This is a genomic window from Couchioplanes azureus, from assembly GCF_014648355.1.
GTDB lineage: Bacteria > Actinomycetota > Actinomycetes > Mycobacteriales > Micromonosporaceae > Actinoplanes > Actinoplanes azureus.
The window spans coordinates 378,534-401,563 of the sequence record NZ_BMQY01000005.1 but is presented as its reverse complement, the minus strand read 5'-3'; the positions used below and the strand labels follow the sequence as shown (position 1 = coordinate 401,563).

The following is a 23,030-nucleotide window of genomic DNA, read 5'->3' as shown; positions in this document are numbered from 1 at the left end:
GTGGCGAAGGCTCAGTCCGGGTTGCCGGCGAGCCCGCGGGCCGCGTCGGCCTCGTCGGGGCCCAGACCCTCGTAGCCCGTCCGCTCGTGCTGGCGTGCCTGCTCCTCGATCCAGCGGTTGTGGGCCTCCCAGGCGGCCTGCTTGCTGGTGCCCAGGGCGGCGCCGATCTGGGTCCACGAGGCCCCCGCGGCGCGGGCCGAGCGGACCATCGCCTGGCGGCCGTATCCCGCCTTGCGGCTGACGACCTCGCTGAGAGCGAGCAGCTCAAGGCTCTCCTGCCGGCTCAGCGGCGGTGCGTCGTCGAAGCCGTCGCCGGTCATCGCGGCGAGCGCTTCCCGCATCCTCAGCTCGTCGTAACGCGTTGTGGCGGTGGACAGCGTGTGCTGTTGTTCCAGTTCATCAGGAGTAGTCATTTGTGCAGTGTCACGTCAAGACAGCCTGACGTCAAGGGAGCTTGACGTTGACACGCGAATCCACCTCGCATCTGCCGCCATTTCGGGCGCAAAGCTATCAATATTGCGGGTCGGAGTTACCTGCCCGCCTCAGCCGTTTAGCCAAGATTTCGGCATGTGCGGGTTCGACCCGCCGATGGACGGTGTCTGACGTACTCAGCGTGTGGCACCATCATGGAACCCCCCACCCGAGCGACCTTTTCGTACGAGGAGAAAACATGTCTGCAAGGAAGCTGGGCCGCCTCGCCGGCTTGGTTTTCGTGCTCGTGGCCCTGGCCGGCGGCGCCGCCGCGACCGCGTCGAGCGAGCACGCGACCGGGGGATCGGCGATCGCAGCTTTCCAGCCCCTCTTGGGTGACATCGACTGGCAGTAGGCCCGAGCCGTTCTTGCGGACGGTACCGCCTGACGGTTCGACGACGAGGAGCGCGCAATGGCGGGGCGGTCGCAGTCGCGTCGACGTTCTCCGCAGTACGCGTGGCTCGTCACCACGCCGCTGGCGATCTTCGCAGTTGTCTGCCTGGCCATCTACTGGTACCGGGAGCCCGCCTGGTGGCATGAGTGGCCCGGTGCGCTCCTGGTGCTCGCGGCCTTCGTCGCCGCCCACGTCAGTGTGCTGAGCGTCGTCGTTCGCCGGCAGGCCTTCCTCGTCGTTCTCAACGAGATCCCGCTCATCCTCGCGATCTACTTCCTCTCCCCACCGGCCGTCATCCTGGCCCAGACCGTCGCCAGCCTCGCGACGCAGCTCTGGTCCCGGATGGACGTGACCAAGCAGGCCTACAACGTCGCCAAGTCCGCGGCCCGCACGGCCGCCGCCCTGGTGGTCGTGTCCGCCCTGCCGAAGATCGAGGGCGCCGGCCCGGGAACCTGGGGCATCCTCTCCGCCGGCGTGGTCACCGCCACCCTGGTGAGCTGGCTGTCCTACGCCGGCGTGATCACCGCCGTCCAGGACCGCCGTGCCGGGCAGGACGCCCTCCGCGCCGGGTCCCAGACGCTCGTCACCGCGGCCATCAACATCGTCATGGGCCTGGTCTGCCTCGTGGCGCTGGATGCGACCTGGTGGGCTGCGATCCCGCTGGGGCTGCTCCTGCTCGCCCTCGCGTTCGTGCTCCGCTCGTTCTCCCGGTTCTTCCGGCAGCACCGCACCCTGACCGAGGTGTACGAGCTGACCCAGGCGATGCGCGAGCAGGGCAGCGACGGCAGCCTCCCGGACATCCTGCTGAGCCGGGTCTGCGCCCTGATGCGCGCCGAGTACGCCACCCTCTGGCTGCCCGCGCAGGGCCGCCATCCCGAGGTGCTGCTGACCGCCCGGGTCGACGGCAAGGGCCTGCTGGACATCGCGCCCACCCCCACGGCGGTGCGCGAGGAGGCCCTCGAGGAGGGCGCCACGGTCGCGGTCGGCGCCCGCTTCCCCGACACCGCGCACCTGCGCCCTTTTCTGCGCGACAGCGGCGTCAAGGACGTCATCGCGGTGCCGCTGCGCTCGGGCCAGACCACCGTGGGCAGCCTGGAGGTCACCAACCTGCTCGGCGACGCCACGACCTTCCGCGACGCCGACGTGCAGGTGCTCGAGACGATCGCGGCCCACGCCGGCGTGGCCGTGGAGAACTCCCGGCTGGTCGAGCGGCTGCGCTTCGACGCGTACCATGATCGACTCACCTCGCTGCCCAACCGGCGGAGGGTGACCGACGCGCTCGCCGAGGCCGTCAAGGTGCGGGCGCCGGGCGAGGTGGTCGCCGTCATCCTCTTCGACGTCGACGGCCTGCGCGACGTCAACGAGTCCATGGGGCATGCCGCCGGCGACAAGCTGCTGGCCGAGGTGGCCGAGCGGCTGCGGGGCATCGCCGGGCCGGGCGCGCTGGTCGGCCGGATCGGCGGCGACGAGTTCGTGGTCACGCTGCGGGTCGAGAGCACCGAGGAGACCGTACGGCTGGCCACCGAGATGCGCGAGCAGCTCCGGGGCCCGATGGTCGTCGGCTCGCTCACCCTGGACGTGGACACGGCCGCCGGGGTGTCCCTGCACCCGGACCACGGCGACGATCCCGACGCCCTGCTGCGCCGCGCCGAGCTGGCCGCCAACTCGGCCAAGGCCCTGCCGTACGGGGTGCAGATGTTCCACCCCGCCCTGGAGTCCCGGGCGGCCCGCCGCCTCGGCCTCGCCGCCGACCTGCGGCGCGCGCTGGACGCCGGCGAGCTGGAGGTGCACTTCCAGCCCAAGGTCTCCATCAAGGACCGGCACCTGATCGGCGTCGAGTGCCTGGCCCGCTGGCAACATCCCGCGCACGGCGAGGTGTCCCCGGACGACTTCGTGGCCGTGGCCGAGCACACCGGACAGCTCCACCGGCTCACCCAGGTGGTCCTCACCGCCGGCCTGCGGCACTGCCGGGAGTGGGCGGACGCGGGACGGCCGCTGTCCATCGCGGTGAACCTGTCGTCCCGTACCCTGCTCGATCCACGCTTCCCCGACCAGGTCCACGAGCTGCTGAAGGAATACCGGGTCCCGGCCGCGCAGGTCACCTTCGAGATCTCCGAGCCGGGGATGCTGGGCGAGATCGAGCGGGCCCTGCCGACCCTCTACCGCCTGCGGGATCTGGGCGTACGGCTCTCGGTCGACGACTTCGGTACGGGCGCCTCGTCGCTCTCCTACCTCCGCCAGCTTCCGGTGCACGAGGTGAAGATCGACGACAGCTTCGTCCAGGGCATGGCGACCGACTCGGGCGACCTGGCGATCGTACGGGCGGTGATCGGGCTCTCCCGCGAGTTCGGCCTCACGGTGGTCGCGGAGGGGGTGGAGAGTGAACTCACCCTGGATCTGCTGGCCGAGCTGGGCTGCGAGATCGGGCAGGGGTACTTCTTCAGCCGCCCGCTTCCGGTGGAGCGGCTCAACACCTGGCTGAGCGCGCAGACCGAGCCCGAGGAGACCCCGACCGGCGAGGTACGGCGCCTGCGCGCCGTGGGCTGAGCCGCTGAACTGCGGTTTCGCCGCACCGGGGTGCCGATTTCACCTCCGCTGCGCGGCCGTGTAAGCTTCTCCCTGCGCAACAAGCGAGAGATCGCGCGCGCCCCCTTAGCTCAGTCGGCAGAGCGTCTCCATGGTAAGGAGAAGGTCTACGGTTCGATTCCGTAAGGGGGCTCCACCCGGGTTCGTGATCCGCCCTCAGGCGCGGGATTTCAGCCTGGCGCGGCGGTGTAGCTCAGATGGCAGAGCAAGCGGCTCATAATCGCTGTGTCGCCGGTTCAAGTCCGGCCACCGCTACTGGTCCGGGACTCGTCCCGGATGCCGTGCGACCCCGGGCGACGTCCGGCGTTTTGCATGTCTGCGTGGCAAGCGTCTACGCTGGTATGCCGTATGTAATCCGTGAGCAGGAAGGCACCCCGCCGTGGCCAAGGCGACCGACGTCCGTCCCAAGATCACCTTGGCGTGTACGGAGTGCAAGGACCGCAACTACATCACGCGCAAGAACCGGCGCAACGACCCGGACCGCATCGAGCTGAAGAAGTTCTGCCCCCGGGACGGCAAGCACACCTTGCACCGCGAGACCCGCTGAGCCTTCGCGAACCGGCGGTCACCCTGCACCAGGGTGGCCGCCGTTTCCTTTGTCCGGGCCCGGGGCGCAATCTTGCGCGGTCCGTGCAGGTTCTTATGCGGCGGCGGCCGACAGGGTAGTTTCCCCTCATGCCCCTCGACCCGTCTTTCGTCGGCCGTAGCTGGCCGGCCACCGAGCCCTACCTGGTGGGCCGCGAGAAGATCCGTGAGTTCGCCACGGCCATCGGCGCCACCGACGCCCTGCACCACGACCCCGAGGCGGCCCGCGCCGCCGGCTATCCCGACGTGGTGGCGCCGCCCACCTTCCCGGTCGTGATCACGATGACCGCCTCCGGCCGGCAGATCCTCGCCGATCCCGCTCTCGGCCTCGACTACCGCCGCGTCGTGCACGGCGACCAGAAGTTCGCCTACACCCGGCCGGTCGTCGCCGGCGACGCGCTGGTCTGCGTCAACAGCGTCGAGGAGATCACCAGCCGGAGCGGGCACGACTTCCTGACCACCCGGACCGAGGTCTCCACCGCCGACGGCGAGCCGGTCGTCACGGTCTGGTCCAAGATCGTCCAGCGCGGGGAGGAAGACCATGGCTGAGCAGCTGCCCACCCACACGTTCCGCGTCACCCGGGCCGACCTGGTGCGGTACGCCGGCGCCTCCGGTGACTTCAACACCATCCACTGGAGCGACCGCGCCGCCGAGAGCGTGGGCCTGCCCGGCGTCATCGCCCACGGCATGTACACCATGGCCCTGGCCGGCCGGGCCGTCGCCGACTGGGCCGGTGCCGCCGACGCCGTGGTCGAGTACGGCGTCCGCTTCACCCGGCCGGTCCCGGTGCCGGACACGGACGAGGGCACCGAGGTCGTGGTGAGCGGGGTCGTCAAGGAGGTCACCGACGACGGGCTCACGAAGATCGACATCACCGCGACCTGCAACGGCGAGAAGGTTCTCGCCATGGCGCGGGCCACTGTCCGCAAGAGGTGACGAACCGCCCGGGCGCCCTGCCGTACGGCGGGGACCTGCCCGGGCGCATCCCGGCACTCCCGGGGGAGGGGCCGGGTTGGGAATCACGGAAGCGAACCCGTACACTGGTCCGCCGTGGGGTAATCGACCCTGTCTTTCGCATGCGAAGCGTGCGGTGGGCATGGCCGTTCCCACGTAGGGGTGTAGCTCAATTGGCAGAGCAGCGGTCTCCAAAACCGCAGGCTGCAGGTTCAAGTCCTGTCACCCCTGCGCACCGAACCCGTACGGCCCGGCGGCGGACCGCCCGGCGCGGGCCGCCGGTAACGTCCGTGCGCCGCGTAGGGCGCGCTGATGCGACATCCACCGACCGACGACGGAAGAGGGCGAAGTGGCCGAGAGGAAGCGACCCGGTGACGACGCTGCAGGCGACCGCCCCGGGGACGAGGCGTTCGACGACGCAGTCGCCGACGACCAGGCCCAGGAGGACGTCGACGAGCCGGTGACCCGCGGCGGTGGAACCGCCGTCCGGGAGCGCACGGAGAACGACGACAAGCCGAAGGCGAAGAAGGAAGGCCGGGGCGGCAACCGCATCGGCGGTTTCTTCCGCGAGGTCGTCAGCGAGCTGCGTAAGGTCATCTGGCCGACCCGCAATGAGCTGCTGACCTACACCAGCGTCGTGATCGTCTTCGTCACCGTGGTGACCGCGATCGTCGCCCTGCTGGACCTGGGGTTCAGCAAGGCCGTCCTGGCGTCGTTCGGCAACTGAAGCTGACAGTTACGGAAGTGAGCAAGCGTGCCTGAGTACGACGACGAGACCGCCCAATCCGCCGACGAGCAGTCCTCGGTGGCGACCGCGGGCGACGCCGAGTCGGTCGAGGCCGCAACCGAGCCCGCCGCCGACTCGGTGGCCGACGCGCCCGAGGCCGAGGCGCCCGAGGCGGACGAGGACTACGACCCGGTCGCCGAGCTGCGCCAGAAGCTGCGCTACGCCCCCGGCGACTGGTACGTGGTGCACTCGTACGCCGGTTACGAGAACAAGGTCAAGACCAACCTCGAGACCCGGATCACGAGCCTCGACATGGAGGACTTCATCTTCCAGGTCGAGGTGCCGACGCGCGAAGAGGTCGAGGTCAAGAACGGCAAGCGCAACCAGGTGCAGGCCAAGGTCTTCCCGGGCTACATCCTGGTCCGGATGGACCTGACGCCGGAGTCGTACTCCTGCGTGCGCAACACCCCGGGCGTCACCGGCTTCGTGGGCGCGACCGACCGGGTCGACCGGCCGGCGCCGCTGTCGCTCGACGAGGTGCTCAAGTGGCTGGCCCCGGCCGTCGAGGCCGAGGAGAAGAAGGTCAAGCCCGAGGTCAAGGTCCTCGACTTCGAGGTCGGCGACTCGGTCACCGTCACCGACGGCGCGTTCGCGTCGCTGCCGGCCTCCATCTCCGAGATCAACGCCGACCAGCAGAAGCTCAAGGTGCTGGTGTCGATCTTCGGCCGGGAGACCCCGGTCGAGCTGAACTTCAACCAGGTCGCCAAGATCTGATTGAGGCAACACCCCGAACCATTCGTGGGAGGGGCGCGCATGCGCGCGTCCCGCCATCTACCACAGGAGTAAGAGAGAAATGCAGCGCAGCAAGGCCTACCGCAAGGCCGCCGAGCAGATCGACGCCACCAAGCTCTACGTGCCCGCCGAGGCCGTGAAGCTGGCGAAGGAGAGCAGCCCCACCAAGTTCGACGCCACGGTCGAGGTCGCCATGCGCCTCGGCGTCGACCCGCGCAAGGCGGACCAGATGGTCCGCGGCACGGTCAACCTGCCGCACGGCACCGGCAAGACCGCCCGCGTCATCGTCTTCGCGCAGGGTGCGAAGGCGGAGGAGGCCGTCGCGGCCGGCGCCGACGAGGTCGGCACGGACGAGCTCGTGGCCCGGATCCAGGGCGGCTGGCTGGACTTCGACGCCGCCATCGCCACCCCGGACCAGATGGCCAAGATCGGCCGCATCGCCCGGATCCTCGGCCCCCGCGGCCTCATGCCGAACCCGAAGACCGGCACGGTCACCATGGACGTGACCAAGGCGGTCTCGGACATCAAGGGCGGCAAGATCACCTTCCGGGTGGACAAGCACTCGAACCTGCACCTGATCATCGGCAAGGCCTCCTTCTCGGCCGAGCAGCTGGTCGACAACTACGCCGCGGTGCTCGACGAGGTCCTGCGGGCCAAGCCGTCCGCGGCCAAGGGCAAGTACCTCAAGAAGGTGACCGTCAGCACCACCATGGGCCCCGGCGTGCCGGTCGACCCGAACGTCGTCAAGAACCTGCGCGAGGCGCAGGCCTGACGGCCGTCATCCACAGCGGAAGCCCCCGGGACGATCCCGGGGGCTTCTTCTGTGCGAGGCTGCCGGCGTGCGATTCGAGCAGCTCTGGTTCCGATATGCGCGCCGCGCGGAGTGGACCCTGCGCGAGGTGGGCGCCACCGTCGAGCCGGGAGCCACGGTCGTGGTGCTCGGCCGCAACGGCGCCGGCAAGTCCACCCTGCTGCAGCTCGCCGCCGGCGTGCTGCGCCCGGTCCGGGGTGCCGTCCACGACCGTCCGGCCGTGGTCGGGTGGGTTCCGGAGCGCTTCCCGGCCGACCAGCCGTTCACGACCCGCCGATACCTCGCGGGCATGGCGGCGCTGCGCGGCCTGCGCGGGCCCCGCGGCGACCGGGAGATCGACCGCTGGATCGAGCGCCTGGGTCTCGGCCAGCACCGGCACACCCCGCTGCACGCCCTCTCCAAGGGCACCGCGCAGAAGGTGGGCCTCGCCCAGGCGCTCCTGGTGACCCCCGGCCTCCTCGTGCTCGACGAGCCGTGGGAGGGCCTGGACGCGCAGGCGCGCACGCTGATCCCCGCGATCGTCGCCGAGGTGACCGCGGCGGGCGGAGCGGTGCTGGTCAGCGACCACCGCAACGAGATCGCCGGCCTGCCCGGCGCCACCCGCTGGCTGGTCGCCGACGGCACGCTCACCACCGGCTGGTCGCCCGGGGACACCGGAGACGTCGTCGTCGAGGTCGCCGTCCGCCGCACGGAGGCCGACCGGACGGTGGCCCGGCTGCGTGCCGACGGTCACCGCGTCCTGGGCGTACGCGAGGAGCAGCCGCGATGATCGCCCTGACCCGGATGCGCCTCGCCGGCTTCCTCCGCGGCGGCCGCGTCCTCGCCCCGCTGATCACCGGCCTGGCCCTGCTCGGCATCCTGCACGGCGGGGGACAGGCCACGGCCGCCTCGGCCTACGGCTACTCCGCCGCCATGCTCTTCCCCGTGTTCGCCTGGCTCACCAAGGTCCTCCTCGACACCGAGCCGGACGTCCAGCGCCGCCTCGCCCGGGTCGCGGTCGGGCCGGCCCGGGAGGCCCTCGCCGGTGCCCTGGCCGCCGTCCTGTCCGGGCTCCTGTTCTGCGTGGTGGCCCTCGCCCTCCCGGCGGCGCTCGGCGCCCTCCGAGGCCCCGAGCCCGGCACCGGCGAGCCTTCCACCGCGGCCGGCGTGGGCCTGGGCGTCGTCGCGCACCTGCTGTCTCTCGCCGCCGGCGTGGGGCTCGGTGCGCTGGCGAGCCGCGCGGTCACCCGCACGGTCCGCGCCGGGGTCACCGTGCTCGCCGTCGGGGCGGTGCTCGGCGTGGTGCTCGGCCTGCGGGGCTCGATCGCGCCGTGGCTGGTGCCGCCGGTGATGGCGCTCGCGCGGGCGCTCACCAGGGCGCCCCTGCCGCCGCCCGGCACCTTCCTGCTGCTCGCCGGATGGGGGCTGACGTGGTGCGCGCTGGCCCTGTCGGCATACCTGTGGCTGCGGCGCCGCCGCGCCTGACCCGGTGCCCGGGGGCCGATTTGGTCCGGGGCGCTCGGCCGCGTACTCTTCGGTGTTGAAGTTCCACCCATAGACCGCTGGTCGCCGCAGTCGCCGTCTTCGGACGGGGGTCGCGGCCGAAGGTCCCGCATCATGCGGGCGACCCGCGCAGGGAGGACGGTTCGCGATCATGCCGGCGTTTCACCGCGCCCATGCCCGCCCCGTGCGCCCTGCGCCGGGGCGTTTCTCGTGTTGTGGGTCCGCGCACTACCTCCAGCGGCTCTTGAGCATTGAGAGAGGAGGGACATGGCGGACAAGCCGGTCCGGGCCGACAAGGCCACTGCCGTCGCCGAGCTCACGGAGCACTTCCGTAACTCGTCGGCCACCGTGTTGACCGAGTACCGCGGCCTCACGGTTTCCGAGATCACCGAGCTGCGGCGGTCGCTGGGCAACCAGACCAAGTACTCCGTGTCGAAGAACACGCTCGCGAAGCGGGCGGCCAGCGACGCGGGCATCGAGGGCCTCGACGAGCTCTTCGCCGGTCCTACCGCGCTCGCCTTCGTCAGTGGCGACCCGGTCGAGGCGGCCAAGGGTCTGCGGGCCTTCGCCAAGACCCACCCCGTCCTGGTGATCAAGGGCGGCGTCTTCGAGGGCAAGGCCATCTCGGCCGCCGAGGTCAGCAAGATCGCCGACCTCGAGCCTCGCGAGGTGCTGCTAGCCAAGCTGGCCGGCGCCATGAAGGGCAACCTGACCAAGGCTGCGGGCACCTTCCAGGCCCCGCTGGCCCAGGTCGCACGCCTGGCGGCCGCACTGCAGGACAAGCGCGCGCAGGACGGTTCCGCCGAGGCCTGACGGGCCCGTGCGGAGTTGACTTACATCCACAGAAACAACGAAAGGTTGCCAGACATGGCGAAGCTCAGCACCGACGAGCTGCTCGACGCGTTCAAGGAGATGACGCTGATCGAGCTGTCCGAGTTCGTGAAGCAGTTCGAGGAGGTCTTCGAGGTCACCGCCGCCGCGCCCGTCGCGATGGTGGCCGGTGGCGCCGCGGCCGGCGGCGACGCCGCTCCGGCCGAGGCCGAGAAGGACTCCTTCGACGTCGTCCTCGAGGCCGACGGTGGCAAGAAGATCCAGGTCATCAAGGTCGTGCGCGAGCTGACCGGCCTGGGCCTCAAGGAGGCCAAGGACGCCGTCGAGGCCGCCCCGAAGGCGATCCTCGAGGGTGTCAACAAGGAGAAGGCCGAGGAGGCCAAGGCCAAGCTCGAGGGTGAGGGCGCCAAGGTCACCCTCAAGTGACCTGAGGCTGCACCGCTTTTCCCGCGACAGGCGAGGACCCGGAAACGGGTCCTCGCCTGTTGTCATTGCTGTCTCATCATCGACGGACAAAAGGCGTGAGCAGCAATAATTGCTGCGTCAGGGCCGCTATGCCGCGTCCGGCCGGGGAAGGCACAGGTCCGACCCGCGGCACAACCCTTGACTGTGTGTCCGCCGACAGGCACGCTGACATCAGCAAGTTTCCGCGCTTGCGACAGCCGCCCTGCGGGTATGCCTGGTTCCGAACGGGTCCGCAGACCGGCACCGAGGAGAATCGCCGCGTTCTGAGCGGCCCCGCACCGGGCACTGACCATGGAGGCGCAGGTCAGCAGCCGCGAGGCACGTTCCGCAGGCTTCCTCCGGTGTGGGCTGGACAGCGGTTAGCCGAGCGGCTACACTGCTAGTTTGCGCTGCCTTCTGCCTTGAGCCCTGCAGGGACATCCATCCGGATGACTTCCTGGGGGTTCATTGGAGTGCCCAGAGCGGTAAGCAGCGCAGACAGTTGCATCAGCAGCTCAGCCGCATCAGCAGCACCGGTCCTCGGAAGGACGCATCTTGGCAGCTTCCCGCCCTGCGAAGACCAGTCGTACGTCGAGCGCTTACGCTCCCCGCCGTATCTCTTTCGGCAGGATCACCGAGCAACTTGAGGTCCCCAACCTCCTCGCCCTCCAGACGGAGTCCTTCGACTGGCTGGTGGGTAACGAGGCGTGGCAGGCCCGATCGACGGACGATCCGCACGCCCTCTCGGGCCTCGCAGAGATCCTCGAAGAGATCAGTCCCATTGAGGACTTCTCCGGCACAATGTCGCTGTCCTTCTCCTCTCCGCGCTTCGACGAGGTCAAGGCCTCGATCGAGGAGTGCAAGGAGAAGGACCTGACCTACTGCGCGCCGCTGTTCGTGACCGCGGAGTTCACCAACAACACCACTGGCGAGATCAAGAGCCAGACCGTGTTCATGGGTGACTTCCCGATGATGACCCCCAAGGGGACGTTCATCATCAACGGCACCGAGCGCGTCGTGGTGAGTCAGCTCGTCCGCTCGCCGGGCGTGTACTTCACGAAGGAGCCGGACAAGACCTCCGACCGCGACCTCTCCAGCGTCAAGGTCATCCCGAGCCGGGGCGCCTGGCTCGAGTTCGACATCGACAAGCGCGACACGGTCGGCGTCCGCATCGACCGCAAGCGGCGGCAGGCCGTCACCGTCCTGCTCAAGGCGATCGGCTGGTCGGCGGACCAGATCCGCGAGCGGTTCGGCTGGTCCGAGCTGCTCATGACGACGCTCGAGAAGGACCACATCGCCGGGCAGGACGAGGCCCTGCTCGACATCTACCGCAAGCTGCGCCCGGGTGAGCCCCCGACCCGGGAGAACGCGCAGACCCTGCTGGACAACCTCTTCTTCAACCCGAAGAGGTACGACGTCGCCAAGGTCGGCCGCTACAAGTTCAACAAGAAGCTGGACATCGACGTCCCGATCGTCCGCGGCACCCTCACCGAAGAGGACATCGTCAAGACCGTCGAGTACCTCTGCCGGCTGCACGCCGGTGAGGAGGGCTACGAGGCCGACGACATCGACCACTTCGGCAACCGGCGCCTGCGTACGGTCGGCGAGCTGATCCAGAACCAGGTCCGGGTCGGCCTGTCCCGCATGGAGCGCGTCGTCCGCGAGCGCATGACCACGCAGGATGTCGAGGCGATCACGCCGCAGACGCTGATCAACATCCGCCCGATCACGGCGGCGATCCGGGAGTTCTTCGGCACCTCGCAGCTGTCGCAGTTCATGGACCAGACCAACCCGCTGGCGGGCCTGACCCACCGGCGCCGGCTGAGCGCGCTCGGCCCCGGTGGTCTGTCCCGGGAGCGGGCCGGCTTCGAGGTCCGTGACGTGCACCCGTCCCACTATGGCCGGATGTGCCCGATCGAGACGCCGGAAGGCCCGAACATCGGCCTGATCGGTGCCCTTTCGACCTTCGCCCGGGTGAACCCGTTCGGTTTCGTGGAGACCCCGTACCGCAAGGTGGAGAACGGCCGCGTCACCGACGAGGTCCACTACCTGACCGCGGACGAGGAAGACCGGTTCATCAAGGCGCAGGCGAACGCCACGCTCGCCAGCGACGGCACCTTCGCGGAGGACCGCGTCCTGGTCCGCCGGAAGGGCGGTGAGGTCGACTACGTGCCCGGCACCGACGTCGACTACATGGACGTCTCGCCGCGGCAGATGACCTCCGTCGCGACCGCGATGATCCCGTTCCTCGAGCACGACGACGCCAACCGCGCGCTCATGGGCGCGAACATGCAGCGTCAGGCCGTGCCGCTGGTCAAGGCCGAGGCGCCGCTGGTCGGCACCGGCATGGAGTACCGCGCCGCGGTCGACGCCGGTGACGTGGTCGTGGCCGAGGTCGGCGGCGTGGTCGAGGACCTCTGCGCCGACTACGTGACGGTGCACCAGGACGACGGCCACCGCCGTACGTACCTGCTGCACAAGTTCCGCCGCAGCAACGCCGGCTCCTGCGTCAACCAGAAGCCCGTCGTCTTCGAGGGCGACCGGGTCGAGGCGGGCCAGGTCATCGCCGACGGTCCGTGCACCGACGAGGGGGAGATGGCCCTCGGCCGCAACCTGCTCGTCGCGTTCATGTGCTGGGAGGGCCACAACTACGAGGACGCGATCATCCTGTCGCAGCGCCTCGTGCAGCAGGACGTCCTCACCTCGATCCACATCGAGGAGCACGAGGTCGACGCCCGCGACACCAAGCTGGGCCCGGAAGAGATCACCCGCGACATCCCCAACGTCAGCGAGGAGATGCTCGCCGACCTGGACGAGCGCGGCATCATCCGGATCGGTGCCGAGGTCGTGCCCGGCGACATCCTGGTCGGCAAGGTCACGCCCAAGGGCGAGACCGAGCTGACCCCCGAGGAGCGCCTGCTGCGCGCCATCTTCGGTGAGAAGGCCCGGGAGGTCCGGGACACCTCGCTGAAGGTGCCGCACGGTGAGACCGGCACGGTCATCGGCGTCCGCACGTTCTCCCGCGAGGACGGCGACGAGCTGCCCCCGGGCGTGAACGAGCTGGTCCGGGTCTACGTCGCCCAGAAGCGCAAGATCCAGGACGGCGACAAGCTCGCCGGCCGGCACGGCAACAAGGGCGTCATCTCGAAGATCCTGCCGGTCGAGGACATGCCGTTCCTGGAGGACGGCACCCCGGTCGACATCGTGCTCAACCCGCTCGGTGTGCCCTCGCGCATGAACATCGGCCAGGTCCTGGAGACCCACCTCGGGTGGATCGCCAAGACCGGCTGGCAGGTGGACGGCGAGGACGCCGACTGGAAGCGGCAGCTGAAGGCGATCGAGGCGCACGAGTCCCCGGCGGACTCGAACGTCGCGACCCCGGTCTTCGACGGCGCGCAGGAGGAGGAGATCAAGGGTCTCCTCGAGTCGACGCTCGTCAACCGCGACGGCAAGCGGCTGGTCAACGGCGACGGCAAGGCGCAGCTCTTCGACGGTCGCTCCGGCGAGCCGCTGCCCGACCCGATCTCCGTCGGCTACGTGTACATCCTCAAGCTGAACCACCTGGTCGACGACAAGATCCACGCGCGGTCGACCGGCCCGTACTCGATGATCACGCAGCAGCCGCTGGGTGGTAAGGCGCAGTTCGGTGGCCAGCGGTTCGGCGAGATGGAGTGCTGGGCGATGCAGGCCTACGGCGCGGCGTACGCGCTGCAGGAGCTGCTCACCATCAAGTCCGACGACGTCCTGGGCCGCGTGAAGGTCTACGAGGCCATCGTCAAGGGCGAGAACATCCCGGAGCCGGGTATCCCGGAGTCCTTCAAGGTGCTGCTCAAGGAGCTTCAGTCGCTGTGCCTCAACGTCGAGGTGCTCTCCAGCGACGGCGTGGCCCTGGAGATGCGCGAGACGGACGACGAGGTCTTCCGGGCCGCGGAAGAACTCGGCATCGACCTGTCCCGGCGCCCGAACGAGGGCGTCAGCAGCGTCGAAGAGATCTGACGGACGGCGTCCCTGGCGGTGACAACCACCAGGGACGCCCCCGCCGCCTGGAATTTATCCGAGCAACGAAACACGAGGGATAGTCCAAGTGCTCGACGTCAACTTCTTCGACGAGTTGCGCATCGGCCTGGCCACCGCGGACGACATCCGTCAGTGGTCGCACGGCGAGGTCAAGAAGCCCGAGACGATCAACTACCGCACGCTCAAGCCCGAGAAGGACGGACTCTTCTGCGAGAAGATCTTCGGTCCGCAGCGGGACTGGGAGTGCTACTGCGGCAAGTACAAGCGGGTCCGGTTCAAGGGCATCATCTGTGAGCGCTGCGGCGTCGAGGTGACCCGGTCCAAGGTCCGCCGTGAGCGCATGGGCCACATCGAGCTGGCCGCGTCGGTCACGCACATCTGGTACTTCAAGGGTGTGCCGAGCCGGCTGGGCTACCTGCTCGACCTGGCGCCCAAGGACCTCGAGAAGATCATCTACTTCGCCTCGTACGTGGTCACGAGCGTGGACGCCGAGGCGCGTCACCGCGACATGTCCACCATCGAGAACGAGATCTTCGCCGAGAAGCGGCAGTCCGAGAACGGCCGCGACTCGGAGATCGAGAAGCGCGCCGCCAAGCTCGAGCAGGACCTCGCCGAGCTGGAGGCCGAGGGCGCCAAGGCGGACGTGCGCCGCAAGGTCAAGGAGGCCGGCGAACGCGAGATGCGCCAGATCCGCGACAAGGCGCAGCGCGAGATCGACCGGCTCGACGAGGTGCTCGACACCTTCCGCAAGCTCGACGTGAAGCAGCTCGTCACCGACGAACTGCTCTACCGCGAGCTGCGGGACCGCTTCGGTGAGTACTTCACCGGTGGCATGGGCGCCGAGGCGATCAAGGCGCTGCTGGAGAACATGGACCTCGACGCCGAGGCCGAGCTGCTGCGCGAGATCATCCGCACCGGCAAGGGCCAGCGCAAGATCCGTGCGCTCAAGCGGCTCAAGGTCGTCGCCGCGTTCCTCAACACCCGCAACTCGCCGCTGGGCATGGTGCTGGACTGCGTCCCGGTCATCCCGCCGGACCTGCGCCCGATGGTGCAGCTCGACGGTGGCCGCTTCGCGACCAGCGACCTGAACGACCTGTACCGCCGGGTCATCAACCGCAACAACCGGCTCAAGCGCCTGATCGACCTGGGCGCGCCCGAGATCATCGTCAACAACGAGAAGCGGATGCTGCAGGAGGCCGTCGACGCGCTGTTCGACAACGGCCGCCGCGGCCGGCCGGTCACCGGCCCGGGTAACCGCCCGCTGAAGTCGCTGTCCGACATGCTCAAGGGCAAGCAGGGCCGGTTCCGGCAGAACCTGCTGGGCAAGCGCGTCGACTACTCCGGCCGTTCCGTCATCGTCGTCGGCCCCCGGCTCAAGCTGCACCAGTGCGGCCTGCCGAAGCAGATGGCGTTGGAGCTGTTCAAGCCGTTCGTGATGAAGCGCCTGGTGGACCTCAACCACGCGCAGAACATCAAGTCGGCCAAGCGCATGGTCGAGCGGCAGCGCCCGGTCGTGTGGGACGTCCTGGAAGAGGTCATCAGCGAGCACCCCGTGCTGCTGAACCGCGCGCCGACGCTGCACCGCCTCGGCATCCAGGCCTTCGAGCCGCAGCTGGTCGAGGGCAAGGCGATCCAGATCCACCCGCTCGTCTGTACGGCGTTCAACGCCGACTTCGACGGTGACCAGATGGCGGTGCACGTGCCGCTGTCGGCCGAGGCGCAGGCCGAGGCCCGGATCCTGATGCTCTCGTCGAACAACATCCTCAAGCCGGCCGACGGGAAGCCGGTCACCATGCCCACCCAGGACATGGTCATCGGGCTGTACCACCTGACCCACCTGACGCCGGGCGCGAAGGGTGAGGGCCGGGTGTTCAGCTCCGACGCCGAGGCGCGGATGGCGTTCGACAACGGCGAGCTGCACCTGCAGGCGCCGGTCAAGATCCGGCTCCGCGAGGTGGTCGGTGTCGACAACGGCGCCGGCAAGGCCCCGTGGGAGACCCCGGAGGACTGGCAGCAGGGCGACCCCGTGCTCGTCGAGACCACCCTGGGCCGGGTGATCTTCAACGAGACGCTGCCGCCGGGCTACCGGTACGTCAACTACGAGATCCGCAAGGGTCAGCTCTCCGCGATCGTCAACGACCTCGCCGAGCGCTTCCCCAAGGTCGCCCTGGCCGCGACCCTGGACGCGCTCAAGGAGGCCGGCTTCCACTGGGCCACGTGGTCCGGTGTGACGATCGGCATGGGCGACGTCATCGGTCCTCCGCGCAAGCCGGAGATCATCGCCCGCTACCAGGGCGAGGCGGACCGCATCGACAAGCAGTACCAGCGGGGTCTGATGACCGCCGAGGAACGCCGCGGCGAGCTCATCGACATCTGGACCAACGCGACCAAGGAAATCTCCAAGGAGATGGAGACGGCGCTGCCGCAGGAGAACCCGCTCTGGGTGATGATCAACTCCGGCGCCCGCGGTAACCTCCTCCAGCTCCGGCAGATCGCCGCGATCCGTGGTCTGGTGGCCAACCCCAAGGGCGAGATCATCCCGCGGCCGATCACGTCGTCGTACCGCGAAGGTCTGACCGTGCTGGAGTACTTCATCTCCACGCACGGTGCCCGTAAGGGTCTGGCCGACACCGCGCTGCGTACCGCCGACTCGGGTTACCTGACCCGGCGTCTGGTGGACGTCTCGCAGGACGTCATCATCCGCGAGGAGGACTGCGGCACCGACCGCGCGATCCCGATGCAGGTGGCGGACAAGCTGGAGGACGGCACCCTGGTCGTGCACACGCACGCCGAGACCGGCGTGCACGCCCGGACGCTGGCCGACGACATCGACGACGCGCAGGGCAACCGCGTGGTGTCGCGCGGCGACGACCTCAACTCGATCCTGGTCGACAAGCTGGTCGCCGCGGGCGTCGAGAACGTCCGCGTCCGCAGCGTGCTCACCTGTGAGTCGAAGCTCGGCGTCTGCGCGGCCTGCTACGGCCGGTCGCTGCCGACCGGCAAGTCGGTCGACATCGGCGAGGCGGTCGGCATCATCGCCGCCCAGTCCATCGGTGAGCCGGGTACGCAGCTGACGATGCGTACCTTCCACACCGGTGGTGTCGCGGGTGAGGACATCACCCAGGGTCTGCCGCGTGTGCAGGAGATCTTCGAGGCCCGCGTGCCCAAGGGCAAGGCGCCCATCGCCGACACCCCGGGCCGCATCCGCATCGAGGACGGCGAGCGCTCGCGGAAGATCGTCGTGATCCCGGACGACGGCAGCGACGAGATCGTGTACGACAAGATCTCGAAGCGCGTCAAGCTGCGGGCCCACGACGGCGACCACGTGAACGTCGGCGAGAAGCTCACCGAGGGCACCATCGACCCGCACGAGCTCCTGCGGATCATGGGTCCGCGGGCGGTCCAGGTCCACCTGACCAGTGAGGTCCAGGAGGTCTACCGCTCGCAGGGTGTGCTCATCCACGACAAGCACATCGAGATCATCATCCGCCAGATGCTCAAGCGGGTGACGGTCATCGACTCGGGTGCCTCGGAGTTCCTGCCGGGTGTCCTGGTCGACCGGGCGCTCTTCGAGTCGGAGAACCGCCGGCTCGTGGGCGAGGGCGGCGAGCCCGCCGCCGGTCGTCCGGTGCTCATGGGTATCACCAAGGCCTCGCTGGCGACCGACTCCTGGCTCTCGGCGGCCTCCTTCCAGGAGACCACCCGGGTGCTCACCGACGCGGCGATCAACTCGCGCAGCGACTCGCTCGTCGGCCTCAAGGAGAACGTCATCATCGGTAAGCTCATCCCGGCCGGTACGGGCATCAGCAAGTACCGCAACATCCGGGTCGAGCCGACCGAGGAGGCGAAGGCCAAGGTGTACTCGATGACCGGGTACCCCGAGACCGACTACGGCTTCGGGCCGGCCAGCGGGCAGGCCGTGCCGCTGGACGACTTCGACTTCGGGTCGTACCGCTGAGTCTGTGAACACCGAGTGGGGCGGTCGCGTGACGCGACCGCCCCACTCGCGTTTCCGGGGCCGGGCGGCGGTCAGCCGGGCCGGCTGGCGTAGAGCAGGCGGTTGTCGATGCCCTGTGGGGTGCCGTCCGCGGCCTGGACCGTGACGGCGAACCCCTTGCCGCGGAGCTTCTCCGTGAGGCGGTCCAGCGTCTCCCGGCTCTTGTGCACCTCGAGCGCGAGCTGGCGGATCCGCGGCCAGTCCCGCTCGGCGATGCCGTCGAGCGCCGCCTCCTCGCCGCCCTCGATGTCCATCTTGACCAGGTCGACGGGCTGCTCCGGGGGTGCCGACTCGCGCAGGATCTCGGAGAGCGGCCGCACCGGGACGCGGACCGTCTCGTAGCGGTAGACCTGGTCGAGCAGGTCGCGGTCGACGTACGCGGCGATGGTGTCCCGGTCGGCGAGCTTGCCGCCCAGATGCGCCGTGGAGTTGCCGGGCATCGCCGGGAAGTAGTGGAAGTCGACGGTCCCCGCCTGGTCGGAGAGTCCTTCCTCGTGCACCACGACGCCGGAGAGGCCGTAGAGCCGCAGGTTGGCACGGATCGCCTCGGCGTTGCACGGGATGGGTTCCACCGCCACCACGGAGGCCCCCGGATAGTGGCGCTTGAGGAACAGGGTGAACAGACCGATGTTGGCACCGGCGTCGACGACGAACGGATCCGGGGCGAGCGGCTTCAGGCGGCGCAGGTAGGTGTTCCGGCGGAAGACCTCCTCGTAGATGAGGTCGGCTTCGGAGAGAAACGGATTCCGGGCGGCAGGGGTGTAGCAGGTGAGCTCGCCGGCGACCTCGACGAGGTGCAGAGCAGTCATCGCGTCACTTTCCGGTCGGGGACAGCGCGGTGGTGCGCAGGTCGAGGAACTCCTCCAGGGCGTCGGCGCCGGCCCGCGCGCCGCCGGCGGCCCGCAGCTCCGCGCGCCAGCGCCGCAGGTTCGCCGCGATGCCGGCGTCCGCGACGACCTCGTCGACCGCGTCGCGCAACGTCCCGGCGGTCACCTTCTCGGTTTCCAGCGCCAGGCCGAGGCCCAGCTCCGCCGCGCGCCGGCCGTTGAGCGCCTGCTCCGGAGTCTGCGGCAGGGACACGAGCGGCACCCCGTGCAGCAGCGCCTCCATGGTGGAGCCCATGCCGGTGTGCGAGACGAACACCGAGGCGTGCCGCAGCACCTCGACCTGCGGCACGTGCCGGTGCACCTCGACGTTGGCCGGGAAGGGACCCGGGACGGCGGACCGGCCGGTCGCCAGCACCACGTGCCACGGGCTCTCCGCGAAGGCGTCGAGGCAGACGCGGAGCAGATCCGGCCGATCGTTGAAGACGGTGCCGAGGGAGACCAGCGCGATCCGGTCGTCGGTGCCCGGGCGCCAGCCGTGCGACGGTGCCGAGGACGGCAGCGAGGGGCCGAGGAACCGGAACTGCGCGCCGAAGGTGTCTCCGGCGATCTGGAAGGCCCGGGGGACGAAGACGAGGTGCAACGGCACCCGGGCGGACAGCGGCTGCACCGACGCGGGGCTGATCCCCTGCTCGGCGGCGAAGACCGCCAGTTGCCGCCCGACCGCCGCGAGCCGGGCGTCGGACGGGTCGAGATCCGCCGGCCACATCACGGATTGCAGCGAGAAGTGGGCGTTGCCCACCATGTTGGGGGCCAGCGCGACGCCCGGCACACCGAGCCGGTCCGCCAGCGCCCGGCCGGGCAGGCCCATGATGTCGAAGCACACGCAGTCGGGCCGGTCGTCGAGGAACGCCGCCACCAGGGCGTCGAAGGTCTCGGTCAGCTCCGTGACGCCCGCGGCCATCATCGCCAGCATGTTGTCGGCGGTGTATCCGCTGCCCGCCATCGCGCTGAGCTCGGCCTGCCACGGAAGCTCCGCCACGGCGGCGCCGGTGCGGGCCACGGCCGCCGCGTGCTCGGCGCTGGTGGCATAGGTGACCCGGTGGCCCCGGGCGACGAGCTCCTCGGCCAGCGCCAACGTCGGATTGACGTGACCATGCGCCGCCAGGGGCACAAAAGCGAAATGTCGTGCCATGCTTCCCCCGATCAGGCACGTGTCCGGTTGCGGGCCATCGTACGGTCGTCGATGGCTCACCGCCACCTTCCGCCCGCCTCTGTGGACCGTGCTGTTTGGACACCGCGGATTTCCTTTGATTGACTCGCCGCACCAGTCGACGCCGATTCCGGCCCGGGGGGACTACGTCATGAGTGAAGATTCGTCGAGGTGGCACGGGGTTCAGCTCTACTACTACGAGGAGAACAAGGACGGCCTGCTCCTCGAGTGCGTACGCCCGTTGTTCGCCGAGCTGGCCCCGCACGCGGAGCGTCTCGTCGTGACCCGGCACTGGCTCCGGGGACCGCACCTGCGGCTGGGTGTGCGCGCACCGGACCGGTCCTTCCGCGAGGTGATCCGTCCGGCGGTGGAGCGGGCGGTCTCCCGCTACCTGGCGGCCTCCCCGTCGACCGCCGTGCTCGACGAGCGGGAACTTCTCGCGGTGCACGAGGTGCTCGCGCCGCAGGAGCAGGAGTGGGGGCCGCTGTCCCCGTTCCACCCGGACAACTCGCTGCAATGGGCTCCGTACGACCGGCGCATCCCCGTGCTCGGCAGCGAGGCGGCGGCCGAGCTGCTCGAGGACTTCTACCACGAGACCAACGAGCTGGTGTTCGGCGCGCTCGCGCACGTCCGCGGGGGCGGCGGGCGGCTGGCCCTCGCGTTCGACCTGATGGTGGCCACGGCGCACGCGATGTGGCCGGGGATCGACCGCGGCTTCATCTCGTACCGGTCGCACGCCGAGGGCTTCATCGTGCGCGCTCCGGATCCCGGCGCGCGCCGGGCGTCGTGCGACGACAGATATCGCGCCCAGGCGCCGGCGCTGCGCGAGCGCCTGGTCACGGTCCTCGACGGTCTCGACGGCCCCGGCCAGCCGGTGCCGTTCGTCGCCGGCTGGCTCGCCGTGTTGCGGCGGTATCGCGAGGTCGCCGAGCGGCTGATCGCCTCCGGAGAGCTCTCCTTCGCGGCGGCGGAGAGAGCCGCCGGACCGGGTGGCGAGGGAGAGGGCTGGAACCCGGAGATGCTGCGGCACAGTGACTTCCACCGCAAGTTGCAGGGTCCGGGCGGGGCGATGCAGGCGTTGCAGCGCGATCCGGACTTCCTGGCGTTCCGGTTCGCCCTCAACTACCTCTATCTGCACCTGAACCGGATCGGCGTACGGCCGGTGGAGCGGTTCCTGCTCTGCCATCTGGTCGCCAACGCGGTGGAGGAGCACTACGGCATCTCGGCCGGCGACTTCGTCGCGTCCGGCCCGCCGCGCCGGTGAGCGGCGTGCGCGTGACGGACATCGTCTCCGTGCGGGTCTCCCGCCCCGATCTGATCGGCGTGCTCTGCGCGCCGGCAGCGCCGGGGCCGCATCCCGCGGTGCTCGTGGTGGGCGGCTCGGAGGGTTCCGTGCCCGCCTTCGCCGCGGGGCTGCTGGCCCGGGCGGGATTCGCCGCGCTGGCCGTCGCCTACTTCGGTACGGCGCCGCTGCCGCCGGACCTGGTCGAAATCCCGCTGGAGTACTTCGCCGGAGCCCTGGACTGGCTGTCGCGGCGGCCCGAGGCCGACCCGGACCGGCTGTCCGTGCTGGGCCGTTCCCGGGGTGGCGAGCTCGCGCTGCTGCTCGCCGCCGCCCTGCCGCACCGGGTCCGGGGCGTGGTCGCCTATGTGCCGAGCAGCGTGGCCTGGCAGGCGACTCCCTCCGATCCGCGGCTGGCGACCGGCGGTCCGCGCTCGTCGTGGAGCCGCGGCGGCGCACCGGTGCCCTTCGTGCCGATGGCGCCGCCCACGCCGGCGGACGGGGAGCTGTTCGCCGCCTTCGTCCGCGGGCGGCCGACCGCCTTCCGGCCGCTGTTCGAACGGGCGATGGGCCAGGGCTCCGCGGTCGCGGCGGCGACGATCCCGGTCGAGCGCATCGGCGGGCCCGTGCTGGTGCTCAGCGGGGGCCGGGACCAGCTCTGGCCGTCGGAGCTCTTCGGCTCGCTGATCGCCGAGCGGCTCTCGCGGCACGGGCACCGGTATCCGTACGAGCACGTGCTGATGCGCGACGCGGGCCACCTGCTGGGCGTGCCCGGCACCGCGTCACGGCCTCGCCGGGCCGGCTTCGACCGGCTGCTCATGGGCGGCACCGTGGCCTCGGACGAGCGGGCCAGCCGCGAATGCTGGCCTCGTGTGCTCGACGTGCTGCGAAGTGTGTCCTAACAGGAGGGACGCACCAGCCTGTGTGGAGGGTCGCGCCTGTGGGAAAGCTGTGGAGTGGGTCACCGACCTTGACGGTGTCCAACATCGTTGACAAGCTGTACAAGAATCGAGCCAGACATCGGGGGAGCATATGGTTCCGATCGGCACGTCCGGCTGCTCCTTGTAGCCGAGTTTTCCCGCGACTATTCGCGAAGCGGGTGTGAGTTTCGACAGTCGTCGAACCGCCTGCCCCGTTCCGCCCTTGCGGAATGAGATCACGCTTCGACATCGGCGCCCCGCGCGGCGCCGTGCGGCTTCGCCCTGCCCTGAGAAAGCGCGACCGGCGCCCTGCCGAATCGCGCTTTCCGTGCTGCCTATTCATGACAGAAAACAAAATTCAACTTTGTGGATCGACAAGGCTGACATAGCCGCGACTGTCGTGTTAGGAATGGTGGCGTCGCCGTGGCGACCCGGGCAGATCACGGCGGCTTTCATTCACTACCAGCGATGGGAGAATGACGTGGAAGATCTGAAGCTGGACCTCGAGGATCTCGAGGTGGAGAGCCTCGCCTTCGAGGGTGAGACCGACGCCGACCTGCAGTCCCTGGGCATGGGGCACGGCATGACCGAGGTCGGCGCCTCCGCGGGTTGCTGCTGCTGCACCTGCAGCTGCTGCTGCTGCCCCTGCGGCTGACCCGCCCGCGAGGAAACTCGCTGACACCAACGGACGGGTGCGGG

At 69.7% G+C, this 23,030-nt stretch carries 20 protein-coding genes and 3 tRNA genes; 20 read left to right on the top strand and 3 right to left on the bottom strand.

From position 1 onward, the window contains the following. Nucleotides 1-11 precede the first annotated feature (11 nt). On the bottom strand, nt 12-413 hold the full coding sequence (locus IEY99_RS20425; RefSeq protein WP_189205476.1) for a hypothetical protein: 402 nt from the start codon (nt 411-413) through the stop codon (nt 12-14). Between the two features lie 257 nt (nt 414-670). Between IEY99_RS20425 and IEY99_RS20420 the strand changes: the two genes are divergently transcribed. The 17 genes from IEY99_RS20420 to IEY99_RS20340 all read left to right on the top strand — a co-directional run bounded on the left by IEY99_RS20420 (nt 671) and on the right by IEY99_RS20340 (nt 18,053). Beyond that, nucleotides 671-826, top strand: a complete 156-nt coding sequence (locus IEY99_RS20420; protein WP_189205474.1) for a hypothetical protein — start codon at nt 671-673, stop codon at nt 824-826. A gap of 57 nt (nt 827-883) precedes the next feature. Next, nucleotides 884-3,412 carry a putative bifunctional diguanylate cyclase/phosphodiesterase gene (locus IEY99_RS20415; RefSeq protein WP_189205472.1) on the top strand — a complete coding sequence of 843 codons (2,529 nt, stop codon included), beginning with the start codon at nt 884-886 and terminating at the stop codon, nt 3,410-3,412. Nucleotides 3,413-3,511: 99 nt separating this feature from the next. Then, a tRNA-Thr gene (locus IEY99_RS20410) sits at nt 3,512-3,587 on the top strand. Nucleotides 3,588-3,633: 46 nt separating this feature from the next. Beyond that, nucleotides 3,634-3,706, top strand: a tRNA-Met gene (locus tag IEY99_RS20405). 124 nt (nt 3,707-3,830) lie between these two features. After that, on the top strand, nt 3,831-3,998 hold the full coding sequence (rpmG, locus tag IEY99_RS20400; protein WP_071803282.1) for a 50S ribosomal protein L33: 168 nt from the start codon (nt 3,831-3,833) through the stop codon (nt 3,996-3,998). A gap of 128 nt (nt 3,999-4,126) precedes the next feature. Then, on the top strand, nt 4,127-4,585 hold the full coding sequence (locus tag IEY99_RS20395) for a MaoC family dehydratase N-terminal domain-containing protein (RefSeq protein WP_189205470.1): 459 nt from the start codon (nt 4,127-4,129) through the stop codon (nt 4,583-4,585). Then, nucleotides 4,578-4,973 (top strand): MaoC/PaaZ C-terminal domain-containing protein, encoded by a 396-nt coding sequence (locus IEY99_RS20390; protein ID WP_189205468.1) that lies wholly within the window; start codon nt 4,578-4,580, stop codon nt 4,971-4,973. The genes IEY99_RS20395 and IEY99_RS20390 overlap by 8 nt, the downstream gene beginning before the upstream one ends. Before the next feature lie 176 nt (nt 4,974-5,149). Further along, a tRNA-Trp gene (locus IEY99_RS20385) sits at nt 5,150-5,222 on the top strand. Nucleotides 5,223-5,340: 118 nt separating this feature from the next. Next, a complete protein-coding gene (gene secE / locus IEY99_RS20380) occupies nt 5,341-5,718 on the top strand; it encodes a preprotein translocase subunit SecE (RefSeq protein WP_189205466.1) in 378 nt (125 codons plus the stop codon). 27 nt (nt 5,719-5,745) lie between these two features. Continuing rightward, the gene (gene nusG / locus IEY99_RS20375; RefSeq protein WP_189205465.1) at nt 5,746-6,492 is read left to right on the top strand and encodes a transcription termination/antitermination protein NusG; all 747 of its coding nucleotides are present in this window, start codon (nt 5,746-5,748) and stop codon (nt 6,490-6,492) included. 79 nt (nt 6,493-6,571) lie between these two features. Further along, nucleotides 6,572-7,282 carry a 50S ribosomal protein L1 gene (gene rplA, locus IEY99_RS20370; RefSeq protein ID WP_189205462.1) on the top strand — a complete coding sequence of 237 codons (711 nt, stop codon included), beginning with the start codon at nt 6,572-6,574 and terminating at the stop codon, nt 7,280-7,282. A 67-nt stretch (nt 7,283-7,349) separates the two neighbouring features. Next, entirely contained in the window at nt 7,350-8,090 is a 741-nt protein-coding gene (locus IEY99_RS20365; RefSeq protein WP_189205460.1) for an ATP-binding cassette domain-containing protein, read from the top strand. Then, the gene (locus IEY99_RS20360; protein ID WP_189205458.1) at nt 8,087-8,785 is read left to right on the top strand and encodes a hypothetical protein; all 699 of its coding nucleotides are present in this window, start codon (nt 8,087-8,089) and stop codon (nt 8,783-8,785) included. The genes IEY99_RS20365 and IEY99_RS20360 overlap by 4 nt, the downstream gene beginning before the upstream one ends. Before the next feature lie 285 nt (nt 8,786-9,070). Beyond that, the gene (gene rplJ / locus IEY99_RS20355) at nt 9,071-9,616 is read left to right on the top strand and encodes a 50S ribosomal protein L10 (RefSeq protein WP_189205456.1); all 546 of its coding nucleotides are present in this window, start codon (nt 9,071-9,073) and stop codon (nt 9,614-9,616) included. A gap of 54 nt (nt 9,617-9,670) precedes the next feature. After that, nucleotides 9,671-10,060, top strand: coding sequence for a 50S ribosomal protein L7/L12 (gene rplL / locus IEY99_RS20350; protein WP_189205454.1), 390 nt, complete (start codon nt 9,671-9,673; stop codon nt 10,058-10,060). A 573-nt stretch (nt 10,061-10,633) separates the two neighbouring features. Then, nucleotides 10,634-14,074, top strand: coding sequence for a DNA-directed RNA polymerase subunit beta (rpoB, locus tag IEY99_RS20345; protein ID WP_189205452.1), 3,441 nt, complete (start codon nt 10,634-10,636; stop codon nt 14,072-14,074). Between the two features lie 88 nt (nt 14,075-14,162). Beyond that, the gene (locus tag IEY99_RS20340) at nt 14,163-18,053 is read left to right on the top strand and encodes a DNA-directed RNA polymerase subunit beta' (protein ID WP_189205450.1); all 3,891 of its coding nucleotides are present in this window, start codon (nt 14,163-14,165) and stop codon (nt 18,051-18,053) included. Between the two features lie 71 nt (nt 18,054-18,124). Here IEY99_RS20340 and IEY99_RS20335 read toward each other — a convergent pair whose 3' ends face one another. Continuing rightward, nucleotides 18,125-18,901 carry an FkbM family methyltransferase gene (locus tag IEY99_RS20335; RefSeq protein ID WP_189205448.1) on the bottom strand — a complete coding sequence of 259 codons (777 nt, stop codon included), beginning with the start codon at nt 18,899-18,901 and terminating at the stop codon, nt 18,125-18,127. Between the two features lie 4 nt (nt 18,902-18,905). Then, nucleotides 18,906-20,111: a macrolide family glycosyltransferase gene (locus IEY99_RS20330; RefSeq protein WP_268245132.1), complete on the bottom strand. Its 1,206-nt coding sequence runs from the start codon at nt 20,109-20,111 to the stop codon at nt 18,906-18,908. A 169-nt stretch (nt 20,112-20,280) separates the two neighbouring features. Between IEY99_RS20330 and IEY99_RS20325 the strand changes: the two genes are divergently transcribed. From IEY99_RS20325 to IEY99_RS20315, 3 genes are all read left to right on the top strand, one after another. Further along, complete coding sequence (locus tag IEY99_RS20325) at nt 20,281-21,393, top strand: thiopeptide maturation pyridine synthase (protein ID WP_189205444.1); 1,113 nt, start codon at nt 20,281-20,283, stop codon at nt 21,391-21,393. A gap of 5 nt (nt 21,394-21,398) precedes the next feature. Further along, nucleotides 21,399-22,313, top strand: coding sequence for an acyl-CoA thioester hydrolase/BAAT C-terminal domain-containing protein (locus tag IEY99_RS20320; RefSeq protein ID WP_189205442.1), 915 nt, complete (start codon nt 21,399-21,401; stop codon nt 22,311-22,313). Between the two features lie 499 nt (nt 22,314-22,812). Then, nucleotides 22,813-22,986 carry a thiomuracin/GE37468 family thiazolyl RiPP peptide gene (locus IEY99_RS20315; RefSeq protein WP_229798995.1) on the top strand — a complete coding sequence of 58 codons (174 nt, stop codon included), beginning with the start codon at nt 22,813-22,815 and terminating at the stop codon, nt 22,984-22,986. Nucleotides 22,987-23,030 lie beyond the last annotated feature (44 nt).